This is a genomic window from Marinobacter sp. F4218, assembly GCF_019443085.1.
Classification (GTDB): Bacteria; Pseudomonadota; Gammaproteobacteria; order Pseudomonadales; family Oleiphilaceae; genus Marinobacter; species Marinobacter albus.
The window spans coordinates 1,817,202-1,833,027 of record NZ_JAHZIL010000003.1 but is presented as its reverse complement, the minus strand read 5'-3'; the positions used below and the strand labels follow the sequence as shown (position 1 = coordinate 1,833,027).

The 15,826-nt window shown below is 62.0% G+C and carries 14 protein-coding genes and 1 tRNA gene; 8 read left to right on the top strand and 7 right to left on the bottom strand.

All coding sequences use genetic code 11. From position 1 onward, the window contains the following. Positions 1-3: 3 nt before the first annotated feature. The 6 genes from K0B93_RS12380 to K0B93_RS12355 form a co-directional block, all read right to left on the bottom strand. The gene (locus tag K0B93_RS12380; protein ID WP_219867499.1) at positions 4-777 is read right to left on the bottom strand and encodes a motility protein A; all 774 of its coding nucleotides are present in this window, start codon (positions 775-777) and stop codon (positions 4-6) included. A gap of 54 nt (positions 778-831) precedes the next feature. Continuing rightward, positions 832-1,659 (bottom strand): shikimate dehydrogenase, encoded by an 828-nt coding sequence (aroE, locus tag K0B93_RS12375; protein ID WP_219867498.1) that lies wholly within the window; start codon positions 1,657-1,659, stop codon positions 832-834. Further along, positions 1,649-2,578 (bottom strand): oxygen-dependent coproporphyrinogen oxidase, encoded by a 930-nt coding sequence (hemF, locus tag K0B93_RS12370; protein ID WP_219867497.1) that lies wholly within the window; start codon positions 2,576-2,578, stop codon positions 1,649-1,651. Before hemF ends, aroE begins: the two co-directional genes overlap by 11 nt. 8 nt (positions 2,579-2,586) lie before the next feature. Then, positions 2,587-3,159 (bottom strand): L-threonylcarbamoyladenylate synthase, encoded by a 573-nt coding sequence (locus tag K0B93_RS12365; RefSeq protein WP_219867496.1) that lies wholly within the window; start codon positions 3,157-3,159, stop codon positions 2,587-2,589. A 43-nt stretch (positions 3,160-3,202) separates the two neighbouring features. After that, the gene (dprA, locus tag K0B93_RS12360) at positions 3,203-4,387 is read right to left on the bottom strand and encodes a DNA-processing protein DprA (protein WP_219867495.1); all 1,185 of its coding nucleotides are present in this window, start codon (positions 4,385-4,387) and stop codon (positions 3,203-3,205) included. Between the two features lie 73 nt (positions 4,388-4,460). Then, on the bottom strand, positions 4,461-5,477 hold the full coding sequence (locus tag K0B93_RS12355; protein ID WP_219867494.1) for a LysM peptidoglycan-binding domain-containing protein: 1,017 nt from the start codon (positions 5,475-5,477) through the stop codon (positions 4,461-4,463). A gap of 407 nt (positions 5,478-5,884) precedes the next feature. On the opposite strand from K0B93_RS12355, the gene def reads away from it, so the two are divergent. The 8 genes from def (at position 5,885) to K0B93_RS12315 (ending at position 14,065) form a co-directional block, all read left to right on the top strand. After that, entirely contained in the window at positions 5,885-6,388 is a 504-nt protein-coding gene (def, locus tag K0B93_RS12350; RefSeq protein WP_218636151.1) for a peptide deformylase, read from the top strand. A 98-nt stretch (positions 6,389-6,486) separates the two neighbouring features. Next, positions 6,487-7,422, top strand: coding sequence for a methionyl-tRNA formyltransferase (gene fmt / locus K0B93_RS12345; protein WP_219867493.1), 936 nt, complete (start codon positions 6,487-6,489; stop codon positions 7,420-7,422). A gap of 1 nt (position 7,423) precedes the next feature. Continuing rightward, a complete protein-coding gene (gene rsmB / locus K0B93_RS12340; RefSeq protein WP_219867492.1) occupies positions 7,424-8,725 on the top strand; it encodes a 16S rRNA (cytosine(967)-C(5))-methyltransferase RsmB in 1,302 nt (433 codons plus the stop codon). Further along, complete coding sequence (trkA, locus tag K0B93_RS12335; RefSeq protein ID WP_219867491.1) at positions 8,722-10,125, top strand: Trk system potassium transporter TrkA; 1,404 nt, start codon at positions 8,722-8,724, stop codon at positions 10,123-10,125. The genes rsmB and trkA overlap by 4 nt, the downstream gene beginning before the upstream one ends. Before the next feature lie 124 nt (positions 10,126-10,249). Then, positions 10,250-11,275 (top strand): glycine--tRNA ligase subunit alpha, encoded by a 1,026-nt coding sequence (gene glyQ, locus K0B93_RS12330; protein ID WP_219867490.1) that lies wholly within the window; start codon positions 10,250-10,252, stop codon positions 11,273-11,275. 2 nt (positions 11,276-11,277) lie between these two features. After that, on the top strand, positions 11,278-13,359 hold the full coding sequence (glyS, locus tag K0B93_RS12325; RefSeq protein ID WP_219867489.1) for a glycine--tRNA ligase subunit beta: 2,082 nt from the start codon (positions 11,278-11,280) through the stop codon (positions 13,357-13,359). 36 nt (positions 13,360-13,395) lie between these two features. Next, complete coding sequence (gene gmhB / locus K0B93_RS12320; protein WP_219867488.1) at positions 13,396-13,953, top strand: D-glycero-beta-D-manno-heptose 1,7-bisphosphate 7-phosphatase; 558 nt, start codon at positions 13,396-13,398, stop codon at positions 13,951-13,953. A 35-nt stretch (positions 13,954-13,988) separates the two neighbouring features. Continuing rightward, positions 13,989-14,065 (top strand) — tRNA-Pro (locus tag K0B93_RS12315). A 24-nt stretch (positions 14,066-14,089) separates the two neighbouring features. Here the strand turns inward: K0B93_RS12315 and K0B93_RS12310 are convergent. Next, positions 14,090-15,811 carry a phospholipase D family protein gene (locus K0B93_RS12310; protein ID WP_324124956.1) on the bottom strand — a complete coding sequence of 574 codons (1,722 nt, stop codon included), beginning with the start codon at positions 15,809-15,811 and terminating at the stop codon, positions 14,090-14,092. Between the last annotated feature and the right edge of the window lie 15 nt (positions 15,812-15,826).

Sequence of the window (15,826 nt, the reverse complement as noted above, 5' to 3'; positions counted from 1 at the left end):
GCCTCAGGCCTCCCGCTCCGGCACCAGGCCAGTACGCTGATCCGGGTGGACGAAGGACGATAACAACTCGGTCATGACCCGGGGATTCTCGCCGCGCATGATGTTCTTGATCGAGGTGATGATCAGCATCTGATTGCGGCTTTCATCTTCCGCCTTGAGCTGCAGCTTGTCCGCCAGGGGCAGGGCGATCAACTGGGCGAGGAACGCGCCGTAGAGAGTGGTCAACAGAGCAATGGCCATGGCCGGACCGATGGAGGAAGGGTCGTCCAGGGTGTTCAGCATCTGCACCAGCCCCACCAGGGTGCCCAGCATGCCGATGGCCGGAGCCGATTCGCCAATACCCCGGAAGACCCGCTCGGCCACTTCGTAACGCTCAACGGACTGCCGGGCTTCCTGGGCCAGGGCTTCTTCCACCAGTTCCGGGGGATGGCCATCGACACACAGGTTGATGGCCTTGCGGAGGAAGCCGTTGTCGGTCTCGTGGTTTTCCAGGCCCAGGATACCCTCCTTACGCACCACCATGGCGAGCGCGCCAACCTCCCGGATCAACTCCGTCGGACGGTCAACCCGATCGATGAATGCGGCGCTGAAGGCCAGCCGGAAGGCGCTCATGACCGAGGGCATGCGGAACTTGATCAGGGTCACGGCAAAGGTGCCGCCCAGAACGATGGCAAGGCCGGGCAGGTTCAGGAAAGTCAGCAGCGAGGCATTGGCCAGCATGGCCATGCCCACAATCAGAACACCTGCGACAAGCCCGACGAGGGTAAGAATATCCATGGAAAACCCTTAGTAAATTTGACCCTGAGCATAGCCCAAACCCCGGCCACCGGCTCAGTCGTTACGCAATTCTTCAATGACCGGTGCGGTATCTGGACGGACTCCCCGCCATACCCGGAAGGACTCCGCTGCCTGCTCCACAAGCATGCCCAGGCCGTCGAACACGTGGCGGGCGCCCTGGTCCAGCGCCCACTGGTTGAAGGTCGTTGTCTGCAGAGAGTACATCATGTCGTAGATCACGGTGTCGGCGCCGATCACATTTGCCGAAAGCGGCGGCAGATCGCCCTGCAGGCTGGCACTGGTGCCGTTGATTACGAGGTCGTAGGGCTCGTAGGGCTGATCGAAACCACAGGCGCTCAACTCGGTTCCGTGGGCGTCTGGCGTAAACAGTTGCACCAGCCCTTCCGCACGGGCAACCGTACGGTTGGCGATGGTCAGCGACGCCGGATGCTGGGCCAGCAGCGGGCCGATCACACCTCGCACTGCACCGCCAGCGCCCAACAGGAGGATGCGTGCCTTCGCCAGAGTGACACCATGGTTCCGGGTCAAATCCTGCACCAGACCCTGGCCATCGGTATTGTCAGCTGTCAGCTTGCCTCTCTCGTCCCGATACAGGGTATTGGCCGCCCCGGCCTTCTCCGCCCGTTCCGTTCGGCAATCCGCCAGCCGCCAGGCCTCTTCCTTGAACGGGATGGTGACGTTCAGGCCTTTGCCCCCTCGGGCGAAGAAGTCGTGGACGGAGCCGGCAAAATCCGCCAGCGGCGCCTGGAGCGCCGTGTATTCCACCGCCTCACCGGTTTGGCTGGCAAACAGGCTGTGGATTCTCGGCGATTTGCTGTGACTGATCGGGTTGCCAACCACGGCGTACAGGTCATTGTGCATTCTGCGTCTCCAGCCAGTCTCGTCCAGTCAGGAAGAACTCGGTCAGTCGGGCTTCCTCGGTGCCAGGTTCCGGCACGCGGCTGTAATCCCAGCGCACCAGGGGCGGCAGCGACATCAGGATGGACTCGGTCCGTCCGCCGGATTGCAGCCCGAACAGCGTGCCACGGTCGTACACCAGGTTGAACTCGACATAGCGACCGCGCCGATAAAGCTGGAAATCCCGCTCACGGTCGCCAAAGGGGTGCGACCGACGCCGCCGGACGATCGGCTCATAGGCATCAATATAGCTGTTGCCCACCGATTGCATCAGACCGAAATCCTGATCGAAATCACCGGTGTTGTGATCATCGAAAAACAGCCCGCCAACGCCGCGCGGCTCGTCCCGGTGTTTCAGATAGAAGTAATCGTCACACCAGTGCTTGAAGTGGTCGTAGAGACCGTCGCCAAACGGATCGCAGGCGGCTTTGGCAGTTCGGTGCCAGTGCACACAGTCTTCCTCGAAGCCATAGTAGGGGGTCAGGTCGTAACCTCCGCCAAACCAGTACACCGGCTCGGCGTCTTTGGGGGTGGCGATGAAGAAACGGACGTTGGCGTGGGAGGTGGGCACGTACGGATTGTTGGGATGCATCACCAACGACACGCCCATAGCCTGCCAGGGTGCACCCGCCAGGTGGGGCCGATGGGCGGTAGCCGATGCGGGCATGGTCTCGCCCATGACGTGGGAAAAATTCACGCCGCCCTTTTCAAATACGGCGCCATCGGCGATGACCCGGCTGACACCGCCGCCGCCCTCGGGCCGGTCCCAGGCGTCGCGCGCGAAAACGGCACCATCTTCCAGGGCTTCGAGATGGGCGCAAATGCGCTCCTGAAGGCCCAGAAGGTAGTCTTTCACGGCCTTGATGTCGGGTTGCTGAGACATGAACTCTCCTAACGAAGCTGCTGACCACTGACAATATCAATAATGCGGCTCGGGTTGCGACGCCCGCCCAACGCCCCCGGCACAAGCCAGTCGAGCTGCTGGCCGAAGTACCGGCGCACCTGCCAGGAATAACGCGCTGGTTGACGCCCTGCCGGGTTGCACGATGTCGAAACCAGGGGCATACCGGCAGCGTCGCACAGGGCACGAACCACCGGATGGCTGCTGACCCGGACTGCGATGGCACTGTGACGTCCCCGCACCCACTCCGGAATCTGCTGTTCCACGTCGGGCAACAGGCAGGTCACAGGCCCCGGCCAATGCCGCTCGGCCTCGCGTTGCAAGCCGATGGGCAGGGGGTCGAGCAGGAAACGGATCTGGTCCAGGGAGCTGGCCACGAGGATCATACCCTTCTCCATGGGCCGGTTCTTCAGCTCAAGAATACGCTCAACCGCCTGGATGTCCCAGGGGTCGCAGCCCAGGCCCCAGACCGCTTCCGTTGGGTAGGCGATGACGCCGCCGCCGAGAAGGGTTCTGCGGGCGCAGTGAAGCTGCCAGTCGCTGAGGGGGGAGGGAGCTGTCATGTTGGTGTCTTGGGCTACTGTCGGGTGGACTCTCACACCGGGTTCAGGCGAGTCGCTGGAAGCCCCCCGGGGCCGAACCCGCCAGGCCCTGCAGCTCCAGAAGCAGCAGGGCCTGCATGAGCTGGTCCGCGGGCAGGCCGGTCACTGAACTCAGTGCATCTGTTGACTGCGGATCATACCCTAAAGCCTCGTATACCGCGATTTCCCGATGCTCCAGACCAGCGAGTTCCGGGCGCCGGACGTCCGGCTCTGAACCTGACGATGCACCTGGACAGACAGGCTCCGAGAAGGACCACCAGGTGCCGAGTTCCTCAAGAACGTCGTCCACCGTCTCCACCAGGCGCGCACCCTGCTTGATCAGGTGATGACAGCCACGGGAGACCGGGCTGTGCACCGAGCCCGGAATGGCAAAAACCTCCCGGCCCTGTTCCAGCGCCAGCCGGGCGGTGATCAGCGAACCGCTTTTCAGCCCGGCTTCCACCACCAGAACACCCCGGCTGAGGCCACTGATGATGCGGTTGCGCTGGGGGAAGTGGGCGGCCCTGGCCGGCGTTCCCGGCGGATACTCCGACACCATCAGGCCCCGCTCGATGACCCGTTGCCCGAGCCGTCGATGCTGGCTCGGATAGATCCGGTCGAGTCCACTGCCAATGACAGCCAGAGTCGGAAAGTCGCTGTCCAGGGCGCCGGCGTGAGCGGCGCCGTCAACGCCGAGGGCCAGGCCACTGGTCACCAGCAGGTGTCGGGCACTGAGTTCCGCGGCGAACTTGCGGGCATGATCCAGGCCCGCGCGACTGGCGTGTCGACTGCCGATGATACCGATCTGGTCCCGGTCCAGCAGGGTGGTGTCGCCCCGGGCATAGAGGACCAGCGGCGCATCGTGAATGTGGCGCAGGGCCTCGGGAAAGCCGGGGTTCTCGCAGGTGATGATCGTGATCGCCAGGCGCTCGCAGTCCCGCTGAATCTGCCGGACGCCCGCCACCACCGGATGATCGGAATCACCCTGTTGCCAGGCGCGGATAGCTTCCCGGGTCTCGGCCGGGAGGCCGCAGGCCCTGAGCGTGGCCGGATTCAGCCAGAGCAGATCGGTCAACCGGGGATAGGCAGAGGCCAGCTTGCGCCGGCGTCGCAGCCCCAGGCCGGGCAGGTTCGCCAGTGCCAGCCAGCGGGCGGTGTCATCAGGAACGGGGCCCGGATTCCGGGCATCGGGAACGGGTAGGTCGGTCACAATATCATCCTTGAAAACGAAAAAAGCCGGACCTTCCTGGCCCGGCCATCATCAGAACCCGACGCTTAGTGCATCAGGGGTTGGTTACCTGGTCGCCCACCGACAGGGCGCGGGTGGCCTGCAAGACCAGGCCATAGCTCATCTTTTCATAGGACCTGAAAACCATCATCAGGCCGGCACGCTCAGACGGCAATTCGATGGTTTCCCCGGTGATCGGATCGCGAACCATGTTGCCGCTCTTGAGCACAGCCATGACGTTGCCCGGCTTCAGGCCATCACGCTCGCCCCGGTTGATGGTCACCACGTCAAACTGGCCAATCTGGCTGACACCGCCATCGACGGCGATCATCACGCCTTCAACCTGCTGGTCGGGCGCACTGGGCACGAAACTGGTGGAAATCGGGCGATTGACGTTGGTGAGCAGACGATCACCAATACGGATCTCCTGATTGGACTTCGTCAGCCGCAGAGTCAGCACATCGCCGTTTTCCGCCGTGACATTGCCGGCACCAATGCTGCGGGCCTCCAGACCGAGAAACTCGCCGGTTTCCGGGTCAATAAATTCCTTGGTGCGGCGGAAGATCCCCACTTTATCCGCGGGCTTGTCGCCACGCGCGTAGATGCGATCACCGGCGCCGGTGATGATTCGGCCGTCTTCACCTTCCAGCACGTAAGGTGCACCGTTCAGTTCTTCGGGTGTCACGATGCGTGTGTCGGTCAGGAAGCTGCTGATGGCGTCCAGCGGAATGGCAGGAATCGGCGTATCAATTGGCTCGGAGCGAACCTTTGGCGACAGCTTGACGACATCGCTGGAAGCCACCTTGGTCACGCGGGGCTGGCCGTCGATGTAGACCAGAGCAAGGCGATCGCCAGGGTAGATCAGATGAGGATTCGCAACCTGAGGGTTCACGTGCCAGATTTCAGGCCAGTACCACGGGTTATTCAGAAAACGCCCCGATATATCCCAGAGGGTGTCACCCTTTACGACAGTGTAACGCTCGGGATGATCCGACCGCAGCTCCGGTGCAGCCTGGGCCCAGGAGGTGAACAGCAGCGTAAATGCTGCCAGAGCGTACAGCAGTTTCCTCATTGTGTAAGTCCTTGATCGCGTGCCTTGAGTCTTTGCATTCTTTTTGGATGCAGCCAGTTATCCGCAGCTTATTACGTTGTTATTCCTGATACTATAGAAGAAGTCCCGGAATTTGTGATGTTATCTTTTGTTCTTCCAGTAAATTCTATCCTTCCGGCGAGAGATTTTAACTATTAACTGATCAGTTTGTACTCAATCGACGAATTGTTGGATAATAGAGAAATCGCGTTAACGCTGCTGGCAGCCGTTGAATCCTACGGTTCCGTCCCGATCATCTTAGGTAAAGGGTGATTTTTTGCGCAGTACGCTGTCGCATTTTGGCGATCAGTTTCACTCGCTTGCAGAAATTTACAAGGGATACAAACGTTAACACTGCACTCAGATATACAGGTCAATAAACGAGCGTCATGATACTAGATATTCTCGAATACCCGGATCCCCGTCTGCGCACCATCGCCAAGCCGGTGGACGAGGTTACGGACGATATCCGCAAGCTAATCGACGACATGTTCGAGACCATGTACGATGCGCCCGGCATTGGTCTGGCGGCCACTCAGGTGAATGTTCACAAGCAGATCATCGTGATGGACTTGTCGGAGGACAAGAGCGAGCCGCGGGTGTTCATCAATCCCGAGGTCGAGGTGCTTGATGGCGAGCTGGAGGACATGCAGGAAGGCTGCCTGTCGGTACCGGGCTTCTACGAAGACGTCAGCCGCATCGAACACTGCATGATCCGGGCCATTGACCGCGACGGCCAGCCCTACGAGCTCGAAGCCCGCGGATTGCTTGCAGTGTGTATCCAGCACGAGATGGATCACCTCAACGGCAAGCTGTTTGTCGATTATCTCAGCGCCCTGAAGCGTAACCGGATTCGCAAGAAGCTGGAAAAGCTGCACAAGAAGAGCGCCTGACCGGGCAAGCGTGGAACGCCGCCAGGACAGGTAAACAGACTTCGGACCGGGTCGCGACCCGGTCTTTTCGTATTCAACGGAACAGAGACTTCAGCCCCGTGCGACTTGTTTTTGCTGGCACCCCCGACTTTGCAGCCACCGCTCTGACAGCCCTGCTGAACACCCACCATACCGTGGTCGGCGTCTACTCCCAGCCGGACCGGCCCGCCGGCCGCGGGCGCAAGCTGAGCCCTAGCCCGGTCAAACAGGTGGCCCTCGACGCCGGTATTCCGGTGTTCCAGCCGGAAAGTCTGAAAACGGAAACTGCCCAGCAGGAACTGGCAGACCTGAAACCGGACGTGATGATCGTTGCGGCCTATGGCCTGATCCTGCCCAAAGCCGTGCTCGACATTCCCCGGCACGGCTGCCTGAACATTCACGCCTCGCTGCTGCCGCGCTGGCGCGGCGCCGCACCGATTCACCGGGCGATTGCCGCCGGTGACACCGAGACCGGCATCACCATCATGCAGATGGATGAGGGCCTCGACACCGGCGCCATGCTGCTGAAATCCATGACCGTGATCGAAGCCGATGACACCGGCGGCAGCCTCCATGACCGTCTGGCGGCGCTCGGCGGCAATGCCATTGTGGAAGCCCTGCGGCTGCTGGAAAAAGGCGAACTGAAAGCCGAAGCCCAGAATGATGATTTCGCCTGTTACGCCCGAAAGCTGACCAAAGACGAGGGCCACATCGACTGGTCGAGCGACGCGGCGAGCATCGAGCGCCTGATTCGAGCGTTCAGTCCCTGGCCTGGCACCTACACCGATCTGGACCAGCAACGACTCCGCATCCACTCGGCCACAGTCCTCCCCGATGATAGCCGGAAGCCCGCAGGCACCGTCCTTCGCCGGGAACGGGACGGCATTGACGTGGCCTGCGGCACCGGTACCCTGCGCATCACTCGCCTACAATTGCCGGGCTCCAGGGCCCAGAGTTCGAGCGACCTGATCAACGGTGGCAAACAGTTGCTGCTTCCCGGTCAGGAGCTGCACTGACATGGGGGGGCACAGCCAGCCCGTGAGAGCCGTTGCCGCCGATGTACTGCTCGCGGTGGAAAACGGTCAGTCCCTTTCCCAGTGTCTGCCGCCGGCACTGGCCCGGCTTCCCATCAACGAACGCCCGGTCCTCCAGGCGCTGTGCTATGGCACCTGCCGATGGTTTCACCGGCTCGACGGCGAACTCCGGGGCCGGCTGAAAAAACCGCTGCGTAGCCCCGATCGCATCGTTCACCACCTGATGCTGGTGGCGCTGTTTCAACTCCGGTTCAGCCAGCACGCCACCTACGCGATTCTCAATGAGACCGTGGAAGCCTCCCGGGCACTGGACAAGCCGCACCTCACCGGTCTGGTCAATGGGGTGCTGCGGGCCGCCGAAAGGGACGGGGCCCCGGCGCCGGCCAACGACGCGGACCGGTTCAGCCATCCGGCCTGGATGGTGGAGAAACTGCGCCACAACTGGCCGGATGACTGGCAACGGATTCTCGATGCCAACAACGCCCAGGCCCCCATGACGCTGCGGGTCAACGCCCTCCGCTTCACCCGCGAGCGCTACCTGGCCCTGCTGGCCGAGGCGGGTATTCAAGCTGCACCCACCCGGTATGCGCCCTGCGGTATCCAGCTGGATCAGCCGGTACCCGTGGAGCACCTGCCCTGGTTTGCCGATGGCGCCGTCAGCGTCCAGGACGAAGCCGCCCAGCTGTGTACGACGCTGCTGGATCTGGCCCCGGGCCAGCGGGTGCTGGATGCCTGCGCCGCGCCCGGCGGCAAGACCTGCGCCATTCTGGAAGCCTGCGGCGATCTGGCCGAAGTGGTGGCGATCGACGAATCGGCCGCACGCCTGCCACGGGTGCAGGAGAACCTCGACCGGCTGGATCTTGAGGCCACGCTGATCCAGGCCGACGCCGCGGACATTGACCAGTGGTGGGATGGCAACGCTTTCGACCGGATTCTGCTCGACGTGCCCTGCAGTGCCAGCGGCGTCATCCGGCGCCACCCAGACATTAAGCTGCTGCGTCGGGAAACAGATATCGTGCCCCTGGCCGGAATTCAACTTGGCCTGCTGGAGGCCATGTGGTCTATCCTCAAACCCGGCGGGCGGCTGGTGTATGCGACCTGTTCGGTGTTCCCCCAGGAAAACCACCGTATAATCCAGCGATTCCGTAAACAGCAGGACACCGCCGTGCTCGTGGAACCGGAGGTTTCATGGGGACGGGATATGGGCGCGGGGCGGCAGCTGCTCCCCGATCCGAACAGCCATGACGGCTTCTTCTACGCCGTACTGGAGAAACCCGAAGCATGAAGATCATGATCCTCGGTGCCGGCCAGGTGGGTGGCACACTGGCCGAAAACCTGGCGAACGAAGCCAACGACATCACCATTATCGACAGTGACGGTGCCCGGCTACGCGAGTTGCAGGACCGGCTCGACATCCGGACGGTCCAGGGCGAGGCGTCGTATCCGACGTCGCTCCGGCAGGCCGGGGCGGAAGACGCCGACATGCTGATTGCCGTCACCAGCAGCGACGAAACCAACATGGTGGCGTGCCAGGTCGCCAAGCTTCTGTACAAGACCCCGACCACCATCTGCCGGGTTCGGGCCAACGCCTACCTCGCAAAATCGGATCTGTTCTACCAGAGGGACCGGAAGAAAGACCTCGACAGTCTGCGCGGCTTCCCCATTGACGTCCTCATCAGCCCGGAACACCTGGTTACCAAGCACATCACCCGCCTGATCGAAAACCCAGGCGCTCTGCAGGTGCTCGAGTTCTCCAAGGGCCTGACCCGGCTCGTGGCGATCCGGGCCATGAAGGGTGGACCGCTGGTCGGCCATGAGTTGTCGTACCTGCGCACCCACATGCCCCGCATCGACACCCGGGTGGCAGCCATCTTCCGGAAGGACCGGGCGATCATGCCCCAGGGCGACACGGTGATCGAGGATGGCGACGAAGTGTTCTTCATCGCCGCGTCCGACCACATCCGGTCGGTCATGAGCGAATTGCAGCCCCTGGTCAAGAACTACAAGCGCATTTTCATCTGTGGCGGCGGCAACATCGGCCAGCGCCTGGCGCACACGCTGGAGAACCGGTACCAGGTCAAGCTCCTTGAGCGGAACCACGAGCGCTGCGTGATGCTGTCGGAAAACCTGCGCAAGACAGTGGTGCTGGAGGGCAACGCTGCCAACAAGGACATCCTGCTGGAAGAGAACATCGAGAACACCGACGTGTTCTGCGCCGTCACCAACGACGACGAGGCCAACATCATGGCCTCACTGCTGGCCAAGCGGCTTGGCGCGCGCAAGGTGCTCACGCTGATCAACAACCCGGACTACGTGGACCTGATCCAGGGTGGCGACATCGACGTGGCCATCTCGCCCCAGCAAACCACCATCGGCAGCCTGCTGACACACGTGCGCCGGGGCGACGTGGTGAACGTTCACTCCCTGCGCCGGGGCGCTGCGGAGGCCATTGAAGCCATCGCCCACGGCGACCACCGCTCCTCCAAGGTGGTCGGCAAGCGACTGGATGAAATCAACCTGCCGGAGGGGACCACCATTGGTGCCATCGTGCGGCACAACGAAGTCCTGATCGCCCACGATCACCTCCGGGTCCAGCCCGATGACCACGTGATCCTGTTCCTGGTGGACAAATCCCGGATCCGGGATGTGGAAAAACTGTTCCAGGTGGGGCTGACGTTCTTCTAGTTCAAAATCAACGCAGTGAACTCCTCTTAGAAATACCGCTTTGGCAAGCGTATAATGCGCCTTTTTTCAGAGTGCCCCGGCGGAATCGGGGCGCCACACTCAGACCGATCAGTAGGCAAACGTCGTGACAGACAAGGCAACGAAAAATACCGCTCCGGACATCAGGACCTTTCAGGGCCTGATCCTGGCTCTGCAGAATTTCTGGGCGCAGCACGGCTGCGTGGTACTCCAGCCACTGGACATGGAAGTGGGTGCCGGTACGTTTCACCCGGCGACCTTCCTGCGAGCCATCGGGCCGGAAACCTGGAATGCCGCGTACGTCCAGCCCAGTCGTCGCCCCACTGATGGCCGCTACGGCGAAAACCCGAACCGCCTCCAGCATTACTACCAGTTTCAGGTGGTGCTGAAGCCGTCCCCGGACAACATCCAGGAACTCTACCTCGAGTCGCTGAAGGCCCTGGGCCTGGACCCGCTGGTCCACGACATCCGGTTTGTGGAAGACAACTGGGAATCCCCGACTCTGGGCGCCTGGGGCCTGGGCTGGGAGATCTGGCTAAATGGCATGGAAGTGACCCAGTTCACCTACTTCCAGCAGGTCGGCGGTATCGAATGCTATCCGGTAACCGGCGAGCTCACCTACGGTCTTGAGCGGATCGCCATGTACCTGCAGGGCGTGGACAGTGTCTACGACCTGATCTGGACCGAAGGTCCGGACGGCGTGGTCACCTACGGCGACGTCTTCCATCAGCAGGAAGTAGAGATGTCCACCTACAACTTTGAGCACGCGGACACCGACTTCCTGTTCCACAGCTTCGATGTTCATGAGCGCGAGAGCTCCCGGCTAATCGACGCTGGCCTCGCCCTGCCGGCCTACGAGCAAGTGCTCAAGGCCTCCCATACGTTTAACCTGCTGGACGCCCGCCACGCCATCTCGGTGACCGAGCGCCAGCGATTCATCCTGCGGGTACGTACCCTGGCAAGGGCCGTGGCCCAGGCCTACTTCGACAGCCGCCGCAAACTCCGCTTCCCGCTGGCGCCCGAGGCCCTGCGTGAGGAAGTACTGGCCGCGGCGGACGCCGCCGATGACAAGGCCAACGGCAAGAAAGGCAAAAAAGCGAAGAAGGCACAGCAGGAACAGGGGAACGCATAACCATGGCAACACAGGATTTTCTGGTCGAACTGGGCACCGAAGAACTGCCCCCGAAAGCGCTCAAGCCGCTGTCTGATGCGTTCACCCAGGGCATTGCCCGGGGCCTGGAAGACGCCGGCATCGAGTTCGGCAAGGTTGAAGCCTTTGCCGCGCCCCGTCGTCTGGCGGTCCGGGTTCGGGATCTGTCCGACGCCCAACCGGACAAGCCCGTCGAGAAACGCGGCCCGGCGGTGAAAGCCGCCTTCGATGATGCCGGCAACCCGACCCGCGCACTGACGGGCTTTGCCACTTCGCTGGGCGTCACCCCGGACCAGCTCGACACCCTGGAAACCGACAAGGGCGCGTGGGTGGTTTACCGGACCGTCGAAAAGGGCAAACCCACCGTCGAACTGATGCCGGAACTGGTCGAACAGTCACTGGCGGCGCTGCCCATCCCCAAGCGCATGCGCTGGGGCGCACACCGGACCGAGTTTGTCCGCCCGGTGCACTGGGTCGTCATGCTGTTCGGCAACAAAGTCATTGATGCGCCGATCATGGGCCTGGCGCCCGGCAACAAGACCCGCGGACATCGCTTCCACTGCCCGAAAGCCCTGATCGTGCCGACCCCCGGCGATTACGAGGTGGTGCTCAAGCAGGAAGGCTTTGTCATTGCCGATTTCGCCGAGCGCCGGGAGCTGATCCGGGCCGGCGTGGCCGAGCTGGCCGAGCGCGAGGCCGGCGGCAAGGCCGTGATTGACGACGACTTGCTCGACGAAGTCACCGCCCTGAACGAATGGCCAGTACCATTGATGGGGCGCTTCGAGGAACGCTTCCTGGAGGTTCCTGCGGAAGCACTGATTTCCTCCATGAAGGAACATCAGAAATACTTCCACGTGGTGGCCGCCGACGGCGAGATGCTGCCGCTGTTCATCACCGTGGCAAACATCGATAGCAAGGACCCGTCCCAGGTTATCTCCGGGAACGAGAAAGTGATTCGTCCACGCCTGTCGGATGCCGCGTTTTTCTACGAAACCGATCGCAAGACCCGGCTGGAAGACCGTATCGACCAGCTCAAGCCCATCGTGTTCCAGGAAAAGCTGGGCAGCATCTATGACAAGTCGGTCCGGGTGGCCGCCCTCGCAAAGAAAATTGCGGATGCCATCGGCAGCGATCCGGCCCTGGCCGAACGTGCCGCCATGCTGGCCAAGACCGATCTGGTCACCGAGATGGTGCTGGAGTTCACCGACCTGCAGGGCATCATGGGCCAGTACTACGCGGCGAACGACGGCGAAGCCGCGGACGTTGCCAAGGCGTTGAACGAACAGTACATGCCCCGCTTTGCCGGTGATGACCTGCCAACCACCCTGACCGGCTGTGCGGTCGCCATTGCTGACCGGATCGACTCCCTGGTCGGCCTGTTCGGCATCAACCAGCCGCCATCCGGTACCCGGGATCCGTTTGCGCTGCGCCGCGCGTCCCTGGGCGTGCTGCGCATCATCGTTGAACGGGAGCTGCCGCTGGACCTGCAGACCTGCTGCCAGTGGGCCGAGGAGAACTTCACGGTGCTGACCGAGCAGAACACCGCCAGCACTGTGGTGGATTACATGCTCGAGCGCTTCCGGGCCCACTACGATGAGCAGGGCATCGGTGCCGAAGTCTACCTGGCCGTGCATGCCCGCCGTCCGACCCGTCCGCTCGACTTCGACCAGCGCGTCAAGGCGGTCGAGGCCTTCCGCCAGCTGCCCGAGGCCCGGGCCCTGGCCGGCGCCAACAAGCGGGTGTCCAACATCCTGACCAAACAGGGCGGCGATCAGATCGGTGAAACCGTGGATACCGCTTTGCTGCAGGACCCCGCCGAACAGACGCTGGCAGACCGGGTCGATCAGCAGGCCCGGAAAGTGCTGCCGCTGTTCGAGCAGGGCGACTATGCCAGCGCTCTGAGTTCGCTGGCCAGCTTGCGGGAGCCGGTGGATAACTTCTTCGACGAGGTCATGGTGATGGCCGAGGACGAGGCCATCCGCAACAACCGTCTGGCTCTGCTGAACCGGCTGCGCAACCTGTTCCTCCGGGTCGCAGACATTTCGCTGCTGCCGACCGCCGGCTGACAGTGAGTTAAGAGAGGCAGGGGCGAACGGGAAACGATGCTGATCATCCTCGACCGGGACGGGGTCATCAATGAGTACGATGGCAACTACATCTGCTCTGCAGATGAATGGCACCCCATTCCCGGCAGCATTGACGCGGTGGCACGGCTTTGCAGCGCCGGCCACCGGGTCGCCATTGCCACCAACCAGTCCGGCATCGCCCGGGGCTACTACGACACCGACGAGCTGGATGCCATGCACGAGAAGCTCGAGCGGATGGTCGAGGCGGCCGGGGGCTGCATTGATTTCATCGCTTACTGCCCCCACCACCCGGACGATCACTGTGACTGTCGCAAGCCCCTGACTGGCCTACTGGAGCAGATCCGTTCCCATTTCCACCTGACGTCGCTCCAGGGTGCCATTATGGTGGGGGACAGCCGGAAGGACCTGGAGGCCGGTTTCGCCGGGGGCTGCCAACCTGTGCTGGTACGTAGCGGCAACGGAAAGGAGACGGAGCGGCACCTGGACGCCCGACCCATACCCGGCGCGCGGGTCACGATCTACGATAATCTCAGCGCTTTTACGGATGCGCTTTTGTCGGCCGAGGGCTGGTAAAACCAGAGTGAATCCGTATAATACCGGCCGTTGATCGGCGTGTGGCGCAGCTTGGTAGCGCACTTCGTTCGGGACGAAGGGGTCGCAGGTTCGAATCCTGCCACGCCGACCATTTTCCCGTTTTGCCTTTACTTCGTTACAGAAGCCCCTCGATAGGCAACAAAGAAAACACAAACACCATCCCCCGTTTGAACGCCCCGGCCTCCGGATCATGACTGTGGCGGACGACCTCATCGCCATTACGCTCGATCCACTGAAGATCGCCGTCATCATCCAGCACCACCTCGTAGGCAACTGACGCGACCTGTTCGTCAAACAGGGTATCCAGCATGCCCGCCAGCTCTCGGCTTTCGATGATGAATCCCAATTCGGTATTGAGGTGGGTGGAGCGCGGATCGAAATTGAAAGAGCCAACAAACAGGGTGTCGCCATCCACGGCAAAAGTCTTGGCATGAAGGCTGGAAGAGGAGCTTCCCGACAGGCCCGACTGCAGGCCCCGTTCCAGGGATTTGCCTTCATCCAGCTTACGCATCTCGAACAGTTCGACCCCCGCTTCCAACAGGGGTTTCCGGTACTTCGCATAGCCCGCATGAACCAGGGCCACGTCGTTGGCTTCGAGGGAATTGGTCAGTACCCGTACCTCGACCCCCTTGCTTTCGAGGTCACGAAACAACGCCAACCCCGCTTTCCCGGGTATGAAGTAGGGTGATACCAGGGTAAAGGAAGAAGTGGGCTCGCCCAGCGCCTGGACCAGCTGCCGGCTCATCAGCTTGTCATCATCGCTATCGCCCAGGGCCTTGGCGGGATCATCACTCACCATGGTCACCGGCGCCCAGGTAAAGCGCAGATTGCCTTCGAAGAGCCTGGACATGAAACCCGAGTCCGCCACCGAGCGCACGTATGCAGTCGCCTCCGGGCTCTGCTCCAGCGCCTGGGCCGACTCAATGAGCTTCGTGAGTTCCTCCATTTCCACGTCCGGCAACAGCAACTCGGCCGGGTACGCCGACGCACTGGACCAATACCTGTCAAAATCCGCAGAGAGATCATCAACCACGGGGCCAATGGCGAGAATGTCCAGGTCGGCAAACAGCGCCCCGTACCCGGCTCCGAAATACTCATCCGCGACGTTTCGACCGCCGATGATGGCGGCCTGGTTATCCGCCGTGAAGGATTTGTTGTGCATTCGGTGATTCAGGCGCGAGAAATCGCTCAGGTAACCCAGCCATTTGGCACTGCGCGTGGGGAAAGGATTGAACAAACGCACTTCAATGTTCGGGTGGCCATCCAATGCAGACAGGGGCTGATCCAGGTCGGCAATGCCGTTGTCGTCGAGCAACAGCCGGACCCGGACACCCCGCTGGGCGGCCCGGTACAAGGCATTGAGCAACAACCGGCCGCTGATGTCATAACGCCAGATGTAGTACTGCACGTCCAGCGAGGCATCGGCCCCTTCCGCCAGCAGGACGCGGGCGGCGAAGGCATCGTAGGGATCCGCCAGGGTCACGATCCCGCTTTTGTCGCCGTGCTCTGCCAGCGCCGGGGCAATGGCCCGCCCCAGCCGGGTATCTTCGGTCTGCTGGATCGGGAGTGCTGCGCTTTCCGTGCGTTCGGACATGGCGGGCAGGGCACAGCCAGTTACACCTGCAATGACCATGGTCAGGATGGCGATGCTCTTGAGACGTAGAACTGTGTTGTCGGTCACCGCAATTCCCTTCTGGTGAACCCAGGAGACCCGGACCAGTTGGTCCGGAACGTTGGACTCCAGTGCAATGTTTTCAAAATAGTCCCAACAGACCGGTTTGTCATGACCGAGGTTCCGGAACAGGCCGGTCCCCGGCAGAGGGATGGGCGGGGCCAAAGCTGATTCACGGGG

Excerpts from the sequence above, each read along its gene's own strand:
- def (WP_218636151.1), top strand. The coding sequence starts at position 5,885 with ATGATACTAGATATTCTCGAATACCCGGATCCCCGTCTGCGCACCATC.
- K0B93_RS12380 (WP_219867499.1), bottom strand. The coding sequence starts at position 777 with ATGGATATTCTTACCCTCGTCGGGCTTGTCGCAGGTGTTCTGATTGTG.
- gmhB (WP_219867488.1), top strand. The coding sequence starts at position 13,396 with ATGCTGATCATCCTCGACCGGGACGGGGTCATCAATGAGTACGATGGC.
- K0B93_RS12365 (WP_219867496.1), bottom strand. The coding sequence starts at position 3,159 with ATGACAGCTCCCTCCCCCCTCAGCGACTGGCAGCTTCACTGCGCCCGC.
- rsmB (WP_219867492.1), top strand. The coding sequence starts at position 7,424 with ATGGGGGGGCACAGCCAGCCCGTGAGAGCCGTTGCCGCCGATGTACTG.
- K0B93_RS12355 (WP_219867494.1), bottom strand. The coding sequence starts at position 5,477 with ATGAGGAAACTGCTGTACGCTCTGGCAGCATTTACGCTGCTGTTCACC.
- glyS (WP_219867489.1), top strand. The coding sequence starts at position 11,278 with ATGGCAACACAGGATTTTCTGGTCGAACTGGGCACCGAAGAACTGCCC.
- trkA (WP_219867491.1), top strand. The coding sequence starts at position 8,722 with ATGAAGATCATGATCCTCGGTGCCGGCCAGGTGGGTGGCACACTGGCC.
- aroE (WP_219867498.1), bottom strand. The coding sequence starts at position 1,659 with ATGCACAATGACCTGTACGCCGTGGTTGGCAACCCGATCAGTCACAGC.
- hemF (WP_219867497.1), bottom strand. The coding sequence starts at position 2,578 with ATGTCTCAGCAACCCGACATCAAGGCCGTGAAAGACTACCTTCTGGGC.